The 15,134-nt window shown below is 56.6% G+C and carries 14 protein-coding genes and 1 tRNA gene; 4 read left to right on the top strand and 11 right to left on the bottom strand.

The window, feature by feature from the left end; genetic code table 11:
* Positions 1-33: 33 nt before the first annotated feature.
* The 4 genes from MHM85_RS05450 to MHM85_RS05435 form a co-directional block, all read right to left on the bottom strand.
* Positions 34-825 (bottom strand): ERF family protein, encoded by a 792-nt coding sequence (locus tag MHM85_RS05450; protein ID WP_239285465.1) that lies wholly within the window; start codon positions 823-825, stop codon positions 34-36.
* Between the two features lie 62 nt (positions 826-887).
* Entirely contained in the window at positions 888-1,082 is a 195-nt protein-coding gene (locus tag MHM85_RS05445) for a hypothetical protein (protein ID WP_239285467.1), read from the bottom strand.
* Between the two features lie 124 nt (positions 1,083-1,206).
* The gene (locus MHM85_RS05440; protein ID WP_219862285.1) at positions 1,207-2,175 is read right to left on the bottom strand and encodes a DUF932 domain-containing protein; all 969 of its coding nucleotides are present in this window, start codon (positions 2,173-2,175) and stop codon (positions 1,207-1,209) included.
* Positions 2,176-2,273: 98 nt separating this feature from the next.
* Positions 2,274-2,612: a hypothetical protein gene (locus tag MHM85_RS05435; protein ID WP_239285469.1), complete on the bottom strand. Its 339-nt coding sequence runs from the start codon at positions 2,610-2,612 to the stop codon at positions 2,274-2,276.
* A 648-nt stretch (positions 2,613-3,260) separates the two neighbouring features.
* Between MHM85_RS05435 and MHM85_RS05430 the strand changes: the two genes are divergently transcribed.
* A complete protein-coding gene (locus MHM85_RS05430; RefSeq protein ID WP_239285471.1) occupies positions 3,261-3,947 on the top strand; it encodes an inovirus-type Gp2 protein in 687 nt (228 codons plus the stop codon).
* Positions 3,948-4,426: 479 nt separating this feature from the next.
* Positions 4,427-5,881 (top strand): YfjI family protein, encoded by a 1,455-nt coding sequence (locus MHM85_RS05425; RefSeq protein ID WP_239285473.1) that lies wholly within the window; start codon positions 4,427-4,429, stop codon positions 5,879-5,881.
* A gap of 51 nt (positions 5,882-5,932) precedes the next feature.
* On the opposite strand, the gene MHM85_RS05420 is transcribed toward MHM85_RS05425, so the two are convergent.
* Positions 5,933-7,012: a hypothetical protein gene (locus MHM85_RS05420; RefSeq protein WP_239285475.1), complete on the bottom strand. Its 1,080-nt coding sequence runs from the start codon at positions 7,010-7,012 to the stop codon at positions 5,933-5,935.
* Between the two features lie 448 nt (positions 7,013-7,460).
* Here MHM85_RS05420 and MHM85_RS05415 point away from each other — a divergent pair, with 448 nt between their 5' ends.
* Complete coding sequence (locus MHM85_RS05415; protein ID WP_239285477.1) at positions 7,461-8,459, top strand: integrase; 999 nt, start codon at positions 7,461-7,463, stop codon at positions 8,457-8,459.
* Between the two features lie 39 nt (positions 8,460-8,498).
* On the opposite strand, the gene MHM85_RS05410 is transcribed toward MHM85_RS05415, so the two are convergent.
* Positions 8,499-8,575: transfer RNA gene (locus MHM85_RS05410), tRNA-Ile, on the bottom strand.
* A 138-nt stretch (positions 8,576-8,713) separates the two neighbouring features.
* On the opposite strand from MHM85_RS05410, the gene MHM85_RS05405 reads away from it, so the two are divergent.
* Positions 8,714-9,289: a hypothetical protein gene (locus tag MHM85_RS05405; RefSeq protein ID WP_239285479.1), complete on the top strand. Its 576-nt coding sequence runs from the start codon at positions 8,714-8,716 to the stop codon at positions 9,287-9,289.
* A 25-nt stretch (positions 9,290-9,314) separates the two neighbouring features.
* On the opposite strand, the gene MHM85_RS05400 is transcribed toward MHM85_RS05405, so the two are convergent.
* From MHM85_RS05400 to MHM85_RS05380, 5 genes are all read right to left on the bottom strand, one after another.
* Positions 9,315-11,090: an ABC transporter ATP-binding protein gene (locus MHM85_RS05400; protein WP_219863921.1), complete on the bottom strand. Its 1,776-nt coding sequence runs from the start codon at positions 11,088-11,090 to the stop codon at positions 9,315-9,317.
* A 112-nt stretch (positions 11,091-11,202) separates the two neighbouring features.
* The gene (locus MHM85_RS05395; RefSeq protein ID WP_219861548.1) at positions 11,203-12,003 is read right to left on the bottom strand and encodes an ABC transporter ATP-binding protein; all 801 of its coding nucleotides are present in this window, start codon (positions 12,001-12,003) and stop codon (positions 11,203-11,205) included.
* Positions 12,000-13,130 carry an iron ABC transporter permease gene (locus tag MHM85_RS05390; RefSeq protein WP_239285481.1) on the bottom strand — a complete coding sequence of 377 codons (1,131 nt, stop codon included), beginning with the start codon at positions 13,128-13,130 and terminating at the stop codon, positions 12,000-12,002. Before MHM85_RS05390 ends, MHM85_RS05395 begins: the two co-directional genes overlap by 4 nt.
* A gap of 25 nt (positions 13,131-13,155) precedes the next feature.
* Positions 13,156-14,124 carry an iron ABC transporter permease gene (locus tag MHM85_RS05385; protein WP_239285483.1) on the bottom strand — a complete coding sequence of 323 codons (969 nt, stop codon included), beginning with the start codon at positions 14,122-14,124 and terminating at the stop codon, positions 13,156-13,158.
* A gap of 62 nt (positions 14,125-14,186) precedes the next feature.
* Entirely contained in the window at positions 14,187-15,122 is a 936-nt protein-coding gene (locus tag MHM85_RS05380) for an ABC transporter substrate-binding protein (protein WP_219861552.1), read from the bottom strand.
* Between the last annotated feature and the right edge of the window lie 12 nt (positions 15,123-15,134).

Raw genomic sequence — 15,134 nt, 5'->3', positions numbered from 1 at the left:
CTCCTTTAGGCGATGAGTGGTCGGGCTGAGCCGCTATTTCACGGCTCGTTTGGTGAGGGATGCGCGGAGTTTGTCGAAATCTGCCTGAGGCACCTGAACCGCAGCGCCGTATTTGCCGCTGAACCACTCTTGCGTTGTGGCTGGGCATTGGCTGATCAAACGCTGAATCTGCCCCGCCTGAAAGGCCGTAACCCTCTTTACAGCTGCTCGTGTGCTGGTCTGGCCATTATCGTCTTGCCCGCGTGTGGTGATATTGAGCAAGGCGCAGAGTACGTAGCGCTTGCCGTAGCTGGTAGACGATCCAAAGGCCTGAACGGCATTCTTGTTACCGCTCATATCCGCAGGCAATAGCATGCTGGTCTCTTCCCGATGGCCGTCCTTGTGCATCAGCACGCCCGTTACTTGGATACCGCGTTCCTGGGTCTGAATACGGAAGCTCACTGCGAAGCCGTGTTTTTGCAGGATGGGCCGCACAGTATCGACGATATCCTCCAGCGTGGCGTAGCAACCGTTGTTGGTTTGGCCGCGCTCTTCAATGCTGGGCAACTCGGTCTGCATCGCTGCCATAGCAGCGCTGTAGGCCATCATGGCCTGGCGGTCCATCACGCGCTCCTGCATTTGCAGCAGGCGCTCCATCTTGTCGATATCAACGTCTGGGTTAAGAGCAGCACGTTCGATTACCTGGATGATCGCGGTGCTATCAGCTGTAGGATGCGCTTCTAGCGCCGCTGAGCTTGGGGAATGTTGAGCGTTGGCGTCTGCTGGAATGGAAGGTACTGGGCCTTTTTGGGGAGACGCATTTACTACATGAGTACGCTGTGCCATGGGGCACCTCCTTTTATGTGAATAGAGAAATGCGGGCTAGTCAGCCCTGTTCATGGGGTGTGTCATTTAACGAGCGCCGGAACGTCGGGTAAGTGACGCGCAATGTCAGCGGGATCGATACGCTCCAGGCGTATCTCCGCGCGATAAAACTCGCCCTGGGCGCACACCAGCGACGTTGCGTTGTGGGCGTCGTGCTCTAGCAGTTGTTTGGTTAGTCGAGTGAGCGCCATCTCAATGGCGTCGGAAATAAAGCTCATGCAGTTACCTCTCGGCATAAGCCTCACAGCAAAACGCCCAGCCTTTTCAGGGGCTGGGCGTCTATGCCGTGAGGGTTAGGATGATCATTAGGTGAATCGCTTGTGGGGGTGGGTGTATTGATGGTTAAGACACCAGCTGAAGGGCGGCATCTAAGGCCTCTTGTTTGAGCTGTGCCCCCTGACCAAACCAGGCTGAGTCCATACGGGTATCGTTACTGCGTGCCCGCTTGTCGTGATCGACGTACTCAGTCACGGCATTAAGCAGGCCCCAGGCCGTGTCTTTGGCGGTCACCAAGTGAGCTCCACGCCCTTCGCCGTGGTAGAGCTTCTGCACCTTGTTCAGCGCCCGGTAGTTGGGCAGTTTGGAGGGATCGTCCAGCGGCTTCTCGGCCCCACAAATCACCGACTGAAGATACTGCTGTGCTTCCTGCCGAGTAATTTTACGCTCCGCTAGGGTTTTCATCCGGTACATGAAGTCATTCCATTGCGACACCGAAATGCCTAACTGACGCTTCACGGCACGCGGATCAAACTCTGAACGATGGGGCACTTTCACCGCTTGCGACGTGCCATCGACGGCAATTTGCAGCGTGTTGTTGCACACCACCCGCACCGTGGTGGGCGTTGCCATGGTGGCAAGGGTGCCATCGCAGGAAGTGGCCAACAGCAAGTAGTCGTTGACCTCATCCTGACCTTTGAGTGACGTGCTTAAGCCGCTACGCGCCAGGGCCCAGAACTTACGTCCGCCTTTGAGCACGCCAGCGGTTTCTAGCTCATAACCGGCGTACTCGGTCAGGTCACGGTAAAACTCCAAAATCTCCTCGGGCTGCACCACCTTATAGCGCTGAGACACCACCGACAGCGGTGCTTTGGTATCTGAGCGGTAGAGCACCTTTTGCTCAGGGAACGAGTGAATGCTGCCCAGGTGACTAGCCCCTTCGGCAATAAAGCGCACCGGCGCTTCTTCGATATGCCAATTCATACCGGCCTGTTGCTGCCAGACCTCCAGCGGTTGATGACGAGACAGCTGTTGCCCCAGGCCATGCCAAGGGGTATCGCCTACGTAAGCCATGTGTTCAACGAGATGTGCCATGAGTCATTCTCCAGACATAAAAAAAGCGCCGACCAAAGGCCAGCGCGAGAAAGTGAATAGGCGGATCATTCGCCCCACACAGGGCGAACAACGATAGGTTAAGCGTTAGGTGCTAAAGGCGGATAGGCGTCGCGGTAGGTGCAGCCGCACGACAAGCATAACCATGGTGTTCCGCTACCTACTGGCAGCCACTGTTCAAACAATGAGGTGGCCATGCGCGAGCCGGTTTGGCCACCGACCACGGCCCCCATCATGGCGGCAGGCAGTTTTGCCAGTGGAAAGCGAGTCACCGCCAATGGCAATGGGCCGGTGACGGCGGTTGCGCGCCATGCGCCAATAGCACCGCCAATCAATGTGCTGCCTACCACGCTCACGCGTTGGGCAGTCTCCAGGTTCAGCAGGCGTGTTGATGCACAACGCTTACAGGGTAGGGACATATTGAAGCTCCTATGCAGCGGAAAAGGTTCCCGTGGGGTGGATGCATAGGAGTGATATAGGTCTGAATATTTTTTACTGGCGTGACTGATACTGTGAGCCTGAAAGCTTTCTTATTATCTCATTGATTAAATGGAATTATTTTTTTCATCTTCAGGGATAGTCCCTCAACACATCTATCACTGAACATCATGCCTCGAATGGTGCCGACACCACCATAAGAATAGGAATAATGACGGTAATAGTAATATGCAATAGCAAATTCATAACTAATAGTAATAAAGGTACTGAGGAGGTTGAGAAACAGATTTACCAGGGAGGAGGACTTTCGGAGGCTCCGACCATCCCATAAAAGAGGCCAGAGAAATGCTGTTCCTCACAGTATCAACAGGAAGGATCACACCGACAGCAACTTGATGGCGAATAACGCCATGACAATAAGGCCACCTCAGAAGATCGCCTTTCCAAAAGGCGATACACAGACAACCCTTCTACTGACCACCCCTTACAGCGCTGCGCTTCCTTATTCGCCCAAGGCCACCCCATGTAAGGGCATTGACGTTCACCCAATGACCATCAATCAAAGCCACCGCTTAACTGCGGAGAGTGCCGTGTACGCGTGTGTCATTAACTACATCTAAGAGACTCTCATGTTCACGAATAAACCAAAACGCCACCCTTACAACCCAAAGCTACGCCTCTATTACGATAGCTGGTACCAGGGGCTACCAGTTCAGCAGCGTCTACAGGGCCCTCAGATTGAGAACTATCTGGAGACCACTCTGCGGGTACTACAGCACACTACCTACGAGCAGAACCGAACCTTGGCGTTTCGCCTCGACCTGCGCTTCCCCCAAGCAATGCCAGTTGGGCCGATCCACGCTGACAACGCGTGCCTTAACCGGTTTTTTTATGCCTTGCGGAAGGAGCTTGAAGCGGCAGGCACCAAGTATCACACCGAAATCCGCTACCTGTGGGCCCGAGAGCAGGACACTAGCGACAAGCCTCACTACCATATGCAGTTATTGCTTAACTATGATGCCTTTTGTTCACTGGGGTGCTTCTCCCCCTCCTTCAGTGGTAAATACGAGCAGGGCAATCTCTACCACCGCTGCGTTAGGGCTTGGAGCTGGGCCATCAACTGGCCGATTTACGACATGGCTGGACTACTCCATGTCGCCACGGACAAGCTGACAAAGCAGCCCTATGTGTATCGAATGCACCGAAATGACGCGGAAACTTTTGCACAGGTTTTCTACGCAGCCTCCTATCTGAGCAAAGCCTACTCCAAGCCCATCGCCCAAAGAATCCGCTGTCACCAAGGCAGTAGCCGTTAAGTCTTTAATTGGACCCCATATTTGGATTATCTCTAAGTTGTTCCAAGCTCAGAACGTAATTCCATCACCCCCGTATCGACTGATTAAAGCAACGTCTTTACTCATTGGCATGTAGCGCGGCAAGCTAGAAACCTCCCATAAACCATCCATTATCAACTTAGTATATAAAGAAATAGAATATAAATTTTAACCACCCACACCCTGTAGGTGCTCATCGGTATGGGGCATAGCTCCTACTGCCAGTGTAAAAGCCGGTCATTTTGGCTATCCGTAGCCAAAATGACCGGCTAGATTGACTGTTTACCTTTAAATATTCAAAAACCTCGTCATTATTTTAATTCTTTTGTCAACCCCTCTGCTTATCCAGCCGTCTCGCTTGTAAGCAGCGCTAGTTTCACCACTTTCAACAAGCCTCACTCTCTTCACTGACACCGAAACAGGCTCGATGGAGCCCAACCACACGAATTAGGAGAGTGACAATGAGCTATCTCTTTTACCCGATACTGCCTGCCCCGGGCAGTTTCAATCCCCAACGCGTCGCATCAACTCTATTGTGGCGATCCAGCAATGAGCTCAGTCAGAATTGCCAGGCGTCGCAAGACCTCACCACTCTGACCCTGTTAGCAGGGGTCAGTATAGTGGCTCAGGGTCGCTACGATTTGAGGATGCCCTTTGGTGCGATCAAACCAATCTCTATCAACGTGCTAGGAGTTGCTGGCTCCGGCGAAGGTAAATCTCCGCTCTTCGACAAAGTGCTACACCCCATTCAAGAAGAACAGCGCAGGCAGCGCAAGGAGTGGCGCAAACAGCTGGATACCTATCAAGGGGAGCTAGAGGAGTGGCGAACCGAGGAGAAGGTGCTGACTCAATCAATCTATCGCAAACGGACCAAAGGCGGTACAGCGGAGCGTGAACGACAATTGCTGCAAGAGCTGCATCAACGCCGGCCCCAATTACCACGCGAGTTCCGGTTACTGTATGACGACACCTCACCAGAAGCACTCTTTTCAGGACTGGACAAAAGGGTGCCAAGCGCCGCGTTGGCGACAGACGAAGCGGAGCTATTCTTCAAGGGCCCTATGAATCGGGCACGCAGCCATATCAACTCCTTATGGAGCGGTGGTAGCACAATCATCACCAGGGCTACTAAAGAAGATATTGCCTTAGATGATGTCCGCCTGATGCTGCTACTGATGGTGCAGCCCGGCATCCTGGACAATTACATAGAAGCACAGGGTCGACAGGCAAGAGACTCCGGCATGCTCGCTCGCTTTCTCGTCTGTGCACCGCTACCGACTCGCGGTCAACGGCTCCACTCGCAACCGTCCTCCTCGACATGGGATGCTTGGGAACAAGCTGAAGTACGCCTGACCACTCTGATGCGGGAGAACCTGATCCTGACAAACGAACCAGACACACCAAGAGAGGTACTTGAATTTACGCAAGAAGGTGCAGCCTGCTGGATACAGATGGCCAATGAGATCGAGCAACAGATGCGCCCCGGGGGATACTTTGAAGCGTGTCCCGACCATGGCTCGAAGCTGGCGGAAAACGTGGCTCGCATCGCGGCATTGATCCACTTGCTCGAGGATTATGACGGGGGTATCACACAAGAGACAGTGTTGATGGCAATGGATATCAGCCTCTATTACTCTGGCCACTTCATGCAGGTTTTCATGCCACCTCCACAAGAGGAGCAAGATGCTCAGCGGCTAAACGAGTGGTTCAATGAGCTGAGGCAATTCAACTGGCGTATTATTCGGTACAACGAAGTGCGTCAACGCGGTCCACGCCCGTTGCGTGATAAGAAGCGGCTCAAAGCAGCGCTTGATGTGCTGCTTAACCATCAGCAAGTGGCTGTTTTTACTCTCAACCGAACCCGCCACATCGACATCGCTCCTTGGCTGGGTCCGCAGAACCCGAGCATTTACTGACATTCGTGGTTTATTGCCGCCCAGCTGGGTTGGGCGGCAAGTACAATTACATCATTTGTCTTCTTCAGGCACCTGCAGCACGGCTTGCCAAGACACCGCTTCGGGCAACCGACCAAGGCAGGCCTGGAGGTTATCAATATCAGAAATCGAAAGAACCAGATCTAGCCCTTCATCTGGCAATTCACCGAAACGTTGCTCTAACACATTTATTAGAGCGAATTGAAACCCTTCTCTTTGACCTTGCTCGCGTATCAGCTCTGCATCTTCACACCTGCTATCGTCACTACTAGACTTACTGTTCCTTTCTGAAAGGCCTTGAAGTTTCAATCTTGAACGCATTTGACTTTCGCTAACACCTTCACTCTTACTACGTTTCTTTATTAATACATCTAGAACTTCTCCTTGAAACTTATCAAGCCCACCGCCCCAGCTAAAAATAGGAATTCTCTTATTAATCTCGTAAATTTTTTCTGCCCACTCATCTACTACTGCTGTAACATTCCGCTCAACTCGGCTTGGCGCCTTTGGATCTGAGATCATCAATCCTTTTATCATGACTTCTAGAAGTTTCCGCTGATCTTTTTCTGAAGCAGATCGTGATCGTGAGTGCCCACCTTTGGCCGCTCGAATGGTATAAGTCTCCTTCCTAACATTTTCCAAAACATCTAATGCGGCCAAGTGCCGATGCGATTCAACGAGCCAGCTTATCATGAGCTGAAAGGACTCAGCTGATTGTTTTAAAAAAGGTTCTTCAGGGTATACTAGCGAGGTTTTTACATTTCTATTGAACTCCTCCAAAACTGCAACAGCATATCGCATCGCTTGGTCAGCACAGAGCCTCCGAAACTCAACACCTTTAACTTCATACTGATTAAACTCGATAGCTTGATATAACTTACGATCCTTAAAACGGATATCAACGATACTTTTCTCAAGCTTTGATAAGTATTCTTCTCGCTTATTTTCATCGAAAATACTTAAACGCTTGAAAGCCTGATTGACAACTTTCTGCGCACAAGCACCTAACTCTTGGAAAACCCAAAACATAGCCCCGATCGACTTAGGGCGCAATATCTCTTCCCCAGGCCTCTCATCACCTACCATATTTAGCCCCATCTCATCCCCACGCATAAAACACCACCTAATCATTACCAAAGTTTAAGCAGACCAAAAATCAATGCGAACTAGAAAACTCTTTATTCAGCCTTAGACGCATCCACCTAATCGATTCAGAGCAGCTCCTCAAGCGACTCACGATCCACGGCTCACGACTCACTAAAAAAGTCAACACCTCTGCTTGTCTAAAAAACTGTCGCTTAGCAGACAGTATGAAAAAGCCAAGACTTTTCGCAATCATATTTTCGTCAACTTCTTCAGTGGCGAGGATACTTATGGCCAGATCGCTAATAAAACCAGAGCAGGTAGCAGAGCAGTTGGGTATGAGCCTGAGCTGGGTATACGAGCACAAGCAAGACATCGGATTCGTTCAATTTGGGAGCGCTGTGCGCTTTGATCAGCAAGAGGTTGAGGAGTACGCTAGGAACTGCAGGCGCGGTCCTCAGCGTAAGGAGGATCGAAAATGGGATACACCGTCTCACAAAGGAAAGATCGTGGCACGTGGATCGTGCGCGCCAGGGTCAACGGCCAGCGTACTCAACGAACTTTTCGCACAGAAGGAGAAGCGAGGCAGTACGCGTTAAAGGCAGAAGCCCAGCGCCAAGAAGATGAGTTTAATGGTGTTATGGGCCGCAAGCCCAAATACACCTTCTCAGAGGGGCTGCAACGGATGGTCAGCGAATATGACGTTCGCTCTCAGAAGCAGCACATCCTATTGGTCGCTAGGTGGATGGATGAGCATGCTCCAGGCGTCATCATCGGCCAGGAACTGCTAGACGCGGCTCGTAGGATGCAGAAGGCTCTGAAAGAAAAGGGATTGGCACAGTCGACCATCAACAACCGCATACAGGCTGTCAAGCGAGTGCTCTCGCTATCGTATCGCGAATGGGATTGGATAGACTTGCCACTTGACGGCAAGCTACGTAAGCCTTCGCCTAAAAACGAGCGCCACGTTTATCTCTCTGAATTAGAGCTTGCAGAGCTGCTGGAAGCTGTACCCGAGCGGTATCAGGTCGAACGGAAGGTGATTTTGTTAGCCATGCTGACAGGGATGAGACGCGGTGAGCTGATGGCACTGGAGCCGGGGAATGTCTTCAACGGACGTATTGTGCTCAAGCCACACCAGACGAAAAATGGCAAACCCAGAGTCATCCCGCTTTCTGAAGAAGCAATACCGCTGCTTGAAAGCTTACCGTTTGATACAACGGGGGATAGAGTCAGGGGAGCATTTGAAAGGGCTAGGGAAGCAATCGGCCGACCAGATATCCGTTTTCACGACATGCGCCACTGCTACGCTTCATTGCTAGCTAGCAAAGGAGAGTCACTAACGAGTATCAGAGATTTGCTGGGGCATTCATCACTGACGGTAACAAGCCGATATGCCCATGCTGATCCAACAAGGTGGGATAGCGTGGTTGCCAAATTGCCGCGCATTAGCAACCAAATGGCAACCAAGCACTGACAGAAACTAGCTCTAATCTCTGTAACCACTTGATTTCATTGGTGGGCCCAGTAGGACTTGAACCTACGACCAAGGGATTATGAGTCCCCTGCTCTAACCAACTGAGCTATAGGCCCGAAAAGCGTGCATATCATAGCGAATGTGGGGGGGCGAGGCTACCCCTTCGGGCGCTATCTTACGGCGTGATCGGCATTTTTTCGGCACTAATTACCGGCGCTGGGGTCTGGTGATGAATGCTTCTATGGAGAATCGCTTTGAAAGCTTTGATGGCTCTTTTTCCACTGCTGTTGGCGCTGCCGGTGCAGGCGGATTGGCAGCTTGATCCTGGCCAATCCCAGGTACAGGCGTCGATTACCAAATTGGATGGCGAGGCTCCGCAAACCCATCACCATCGGGTGAGCAATTTGCAGGGTGATATTTCGGCCGATGGCACGCTGCGCCTGCCGCTGCGCTTGAGCCAAACCGACCTGCTCGACCGCTTTGGAGAACTGCCGCCGTGGGTGGGCATGCTGGCGAACACCCCGCTGGTGACGCTGGTGGCGCAAATGCCGCCGGAGCGGTTAGACGGCTTGGATATTGGCGAGTCGATGGTGGAAACCCTCACCTTTCGGGTGCAAACCGATCTGATTAACCAGGAAGAGGCGGTGCCGCTGCGCTTTACCCGCGAGGGGTTGAACGAGGTGCGCGTGACCCACGCCGAACCCATGGCGTTGGATGGCAACGCGCTGATGGCCAACAGCACGGTACGCACCGTGCTGTCGATGTTGGGCTACCAGCAGATTGATGAGCATGTACCCGTCACGCTCAATGCGCTGCTGGTGAACCGCTAACGTTGGCTTAGCCACTGATGAGCGCTTAGTGGCTAAGCGCTTCCACATCGCCTGCTTGGGCGGCCCCGGTTTGTACCCGCCACTGGGCGGCGTAGTGGCCGTTGGCGTCTAGCAGGCTGGCGTGGGTGCCGCGCTCGGCCACTTGGCCTTTCTCAATCACCACAATCTCGTCAGCGTGCACAATAGTGGAAAGGCGGTGGGCAATCATGATCACCGTGCGGCCGTGGGCGATGCGTTTGAGCGAGCGCTGAATGGCCGCTTCGGTTTCGTTATCCACCGCGCTGGTGGCTTCATCCAGCACCAGAATCGGCGGGTCTTTTAACAGCGCCCGCGCCAGTGACAGCCGCTGGCGCTGGCCGCCGGAAAGGCGCACGCCCCGCTCGCCCACCGGTGTATCCAACCCTTGCGGCAGCGTTTCGATAAAGCTCCAGGCTTCGGCAGTGTTGGCGGCCTCGATAATCGCGGCCTCGTCCGCATCCGGCTGGCCGTAGGCGATGTTGTCGCGAATGCTGCCTTCGAACAGGTACACGTCCTGGCTGACCAGGCCAATCGCCTGGCGAAGTGAATGCATACTGACGTCGGTGATGGGCTGGCCATCTACCAGCACACGGCCACTGGCGGGGTCGTAAAAGCGCAGCAGCAGTTTGATCAGCGTCGATTTACCGGAGCCGGTGGCCCCTACCAGCGCCAGCGTATTGCCAGCGGGCACGTGGAGGTCCACGCCGTTCACGCCTACTTGGCTAGCCTCATATTGAAAGCTGACCGCCTCGAAACGCACGTCGCCTTTTACCGGGGCGGCCAACGGCGTGGTGCTGTCGTCCTTCACGGTAATCGGCACTTCGAGCAAATCCAGAATCCGTTTGGTGCTGGCCATGGCGCGCTCGAACAGATCGATCACCTGGGCAAGGCCGGTAAGCGGCCACAGCAGGCGCTGGGTCAAAAACACCAGCACGCCGTAAGCGCCCACGTTGAGGCTGCCGTTCAGTGCCATCATGCCGCCGACGGTGAAGGTAGCAAGAAAGCCCGCAAGAATCGCCATGCGGATGACCGGAATAAACGCAGAACTGACTTTGATCGCGCGGCGGTTGGCGTCCACATAGGCTTCGCTTGCCTCCCGCAGCCGCTCGGCTTCCCGCGCTTCGCTGGTGAAGCTTTTGATCGTGGCGATACCGCTGAGGTTGTTGGAGAGACGGCTGGCCAGGTCGCCCACTTTTTCGCGCACGTCGCTATATAGCGGCCCCGCTTTGCGCTGGAAGAAGAACGCGCCCCAAACGATCAGCGGAATCGGCGTAAACGCCAGCAGCGCGATGAGCGGAGAAAGCACGAAGAATACCGCGCCTACGGCCACCACCGTTACCACCACTTGAATCAACGCGTTGGCACCGCCGTCCAAAAAGCGCTCTAGTTGGTTGACGTCGTCGTTCATGGTGGCCACTAGCTGGCCGGAGCTTTTCGATTCGAAAAACGCCATGTCGAGGCGCTGGGCGTGCTCATACGTGTCCTGGCGCATATCTGCTTGCAGCCGCTGGGCCAAGTTGCGCCAGAGGATCTGGAACAGGTACTCGAACAGCGACTCCCCCGCCCAAATAAAGAAGGTGAGCACCGCCAAAATGGTGATTTGTTCCTGGGGGGACTCGAACCCCAGCCGCGCCACGAAGCTGCTCTCCTGGTTCACTACCACATCGATCGCCACGCCAATCAGAATCTCTGGGGCGATATCGAACAGCTTGTTGATGATCGAGCAGATCGTCGCGGTGATGATTTGCCGCCGATAGCCTTTGGCGTAGCGCAGCAGGCGCATCAAGGCATGAAAGCTTTGATTGACGGACGCTTTGTCAGCGCGGGGTGGGGAAGAAGCCACATCGATTCCTTTTACGTCGTTATCTAGCGTTGTTATAGAGCATTAGCCGCCTTTAAACGGGTGGCGCTGCTCGGCGCACGTTGGCCAGCAAAGGGCTGCCGGTATCGGGGTCGAGCAGCAGCGTGCACTCTACCTGATACAGCTCCCGCACTAGCGCTGGCGTAACCACTTCAGCGGGCGCCCCCTGGGCAACGATTTGCCCGTCGCGCATGGCAATCAGGTGGTCGGCGTAGCGGCAGGCGCTGGCGAGGTCGTGCAGCACCATTACCACGGTGCGCCCGTGGCAGGCCAGGTCGCGCACCAGCTCGAACACTTCGATTTGGTGGCCTAAGTCTAACGCGGAGGTGGGCTCGTCGAGTAGTAAAAGCGGCGTTTGCTGGGCGATGGTCATGGCGATCCAGGCGCGCTGGCGCTGGCCGCCGGAAAGCGCTTCCAGCGGCCGGTCGGCCAGCGCTTCCAACCCGGCAGCGGCAAGGGCGTGGTACACCACCTGTTGATCTTCCGCCGACCACTGGCGCAGCCAGCCTTGGTGGGGCTGGCGGCCAAAGCGAATCAGCTCGGTCACGGTTAACCCTTCCGGCGCAACCGCCTCTTGGGGCAGTAGCGCTAGCTTAGTAGCCAATTTGCGGGCGGGCATCTGTGCGATGTCCTGGCCGTTAAGCAGCACGGCACCGCTGTCCGGTTTATGCAAGCGGGCAAGCCCTGAGAGCAGCGTGGATTTACCGCAGCCGTTGGGGCCAACAATGGCGGTTACTTGCCCGCTGGGCAGGCTAACGCCGAGGTCGTAAATCACTTGGCGCTGGCCGTAGCTCATGCTGAGCGCATCGGTAGAAAGCGTGGGTAACGAGATCATGGGCGGCTCCGTTGCGGGCGCATTAGTATCCAGAGTAGCCAGGGGCCACCCACCACGGCGGTGACGATCCCCACGGGGATCTCGATGGGGGCAAACAGCGTGCGGCCCGCTAAATCGGCCAGCACCATCACCAGCGCCCCCGCCAGCGTGGCGGCTAGAATGGGTACATGGCGGGCGCTGGAGAGCGAACGGGCGATTTCAGGGCCAATCAGCGCCACCAAGCCCACCGGCCCCGCCACGGCAACCGCCAGCGCCGTGAGCACCACTGACAGTAACAGCACCTGCAGCCGCCGCGCTTTCACCGCGGTGCCCAGGCCGCTGGCGGTCGCATCTTTAAAGCGCAGCAGCGTGAGCGAGCGGGCCAGCGCCAGCGCGGCCACCAGCCCAAGCGCCAGGCCAATGCCCAGCAGCTGTACCGCGCTTGCCGGGCGGGCATTGAGGGAACCAACGGTCCAGGGGTAGGCAGCGTTGGCGGTATCAATCGCTACCCGCGCCAGCATCAGCTGTGTAACCGCGCCAAAAACCGCGCCCACGCCAATGCCCGCCACGATAAAGCGATAGCCCTGGGTGCCGCTGCCCGCCGCCAGGCCAAAGGTGAGTACGGCGGCGGTAGTCGCCCCCGCCAGCGCCATGGCGGGCGGGGCGATGCCGACGCCCAAGCCGACAATCGAGGCCACCGCAAAGGCAGTGGCACCGTTATCGATGCCGATGATGCCGGGGGTCGCCAAGCGGTTACGGGCCAGGGTCTGCATCAGCACGCCGGCCAGCGCAAAGGCGGCCCCGGTGAAACAGGCGGCGATGAGGCGCGGCAGGCGCAGCTGCTGCACCATGAACGTGGTCATGCTATCGCCCTGCCCTATTAAGGAAGCCACCACCGCACTCGGGGAAAGCGTCACGCTCCCCAGGCTTAAATAGAGCACGCAGGCGGCCAACAGCACGGCACTCAACCCGATATTGACCGCCACGGCGCGCTTTTCCAGCAGCACGCTCACCCCATAACGGGGCAGCGCGGCGCGCCAGTAGCCCAGCGGGGCAGCCACCGTCTGGGCACTCGCCTCTTCTTGATAAGCGGTGGATGTGCGGGGCAGTGTCACACCGCTCATCGACTGTTTTGCCGTTATTTTCATAGCATCAGATAACCAAAAAAGTGCGTTAGAGCATGGGCAGGCGCTTGGCCCGCACCACCGCAATCAGCACCGGCGCGCCGCATAGCGCGGTGAGCACGCCCAGGGGCAGCTCGGAGGGAGCAACGACGACACGGGAGATGATATCGGCGGTAAGCACGATCAGAGGGCCAATGGGCAGGCAGAACCAGAGCGTGCGGCGAATATCCGGCCCGGCGATGGCCCTCGCCACGAACGGCACCACTAGCCCTACGAAGGCAATCGGACCGGCAATGGCGGTCGCCGCGCCGACCAGCAGCGCCACACAGCCCACCGCCAGCCAGCGAATCAGCCCAGGGCGGTGCCCTAGTCCGCTTGCGGCCCGCTCCCCTAGCGCCAGTGCGGCCAATGGCCGGGCAATCACGACAACGCCCGCTCCTGCTATCAACAGGCTTGGCAGCACGGCCCATAAATCGTCCAGTCGCCTTCCTGCCAAGCTGCCTACCACCCAAAAACGGATCTCGTCGGCGGCGCGCTGGTCGTAAAGCAGCATCAGGGCGCTGAGCGAACCGAGCAGCCCAGAAAACGCAGCCCCCGCTAACACTAAGCGCACCGGGTCGCTACCAACACCGCGCAGCCGCGCCACGCTGAGCACGCACACACAGCCGATCAGTGCGCCTAGCTGGGCCACGGGGATGCGTAAAGTGGCCGCGCTGGCCCCTAACACCAGCGCCAGGGAAACGGCAAATGCCGCGCCTGCGCTCACGCCCAACAAGCCCGGCTCGGCCAGCGGGTTGCGGGAAACCGCCTGCAGCAGCGCCCCCGCTACGCCCAGCGCCACGCCAACGGCAATGCCAATTAGCGTGCGGGGCGCGCGCAGCTCCCAGACGATAAAACGCACTTCCGCGTGATCACTACCGCTCAGCAGCCCTAACACTTGCCGGGGGCCAACGCTGCCTGCGCCTATCAATAAGCTAACGACGCTCACCGCCACAAGGGCGGTGAGCAAAATAAGCATCCAAGCGCGTGGCGAACAGCGCCAGCCGCTCGCAAGGTGAGCAAAACGATTCACGGCACTCGTCACGGCAACAGGGCGTTCTCGATATCATCCAGAATCGCCTGGGCCGCCAGCGGGCCGTTGGCGCTGCTCCAAAGCTGGCCGTTGACTGGCACCACCCGCTCGTTCTGGACCACGTTCAAGCGGTTGAAGGCCGCGCTCTGTTTAGCGCTCTCCAGGGCGGCTTGGCCATCGTCGTTCAGCGTGGCCAGGAACAGCCAGTCGCCGTCTACCTGGGAGAGGTTTTCAAGGCTCAACACGTCGCTATGCACACCCCGCTCCCCAATCAGCTCGCCGCCTTGAACGTCCAGACCAACGCGCTCCAACAAGCCAGTGGCAATCAGCTTTTCCGACATGACCATGGGGCCGCCGGGCATCCAGCGCACCAGATAGGCGTTGTCGCCTACATCGGCGTCAGCCACCGCCTCTGCCATCGCGTCGACACGCTGATCGACGGCGCTGATGGCTTCGTCAATGGCCTCTTCCTGGTTCAAGGCCTGGCCGAACAGGCGCGCTTCGGCTTCCCAGTTATCGGCTGCCAGTGGCTGTGTGGGAGGTACCACGGTGGGGGCGATTTGCGATAGCAGCTGGTACTGCTCCTCCGGCAGCTGTGCTGCGGCTAGAATCAGGTCCGGCTGCTGGGCCAACACGGCTTCGATATTGATTTCCCGCACGACGCCCACGATCTCGGGGTGCGCAAGCTCGTGGGCATTCAGGTAGTCAGTAACGTATTGCGCCACGTTATCACCGCCACGGGTGGTGACGGCCCCTATCGGCGTCACGCCCGCCGCCAGCGCGGCATCCAGCGCGCCTTCATACAGCGTGACGACACGCACCGGGTTATCAGCAACCTCCACGTCGCCGTAGGCCGTCTCCAAGGTGCGCGCTTGGGCAGTACCCACCAGCAAACCGCCTATCACCATTCCCAGTAAACCGCGCTGCAGTAACGTGTGTCGCATATGACTCTCCGG

Origin of the sequence: Halomonas sp. McD50-4 (assembly GCF_022348135.1) — a bacterium.
In the GTDB taxonomy this organism is placed as follows: Bacteria; Pseudomonadota; Gammaproteobacteria; order Pseudomonadales; family Halomonadaceae; genus Vreelandella; species Vreelandella piezotolerans.
The sequence above is the reverse complement of the archived record's forward strand: the minus strand, read 5'-3'. Positions and strand labels throughout refer to the sequence as shown.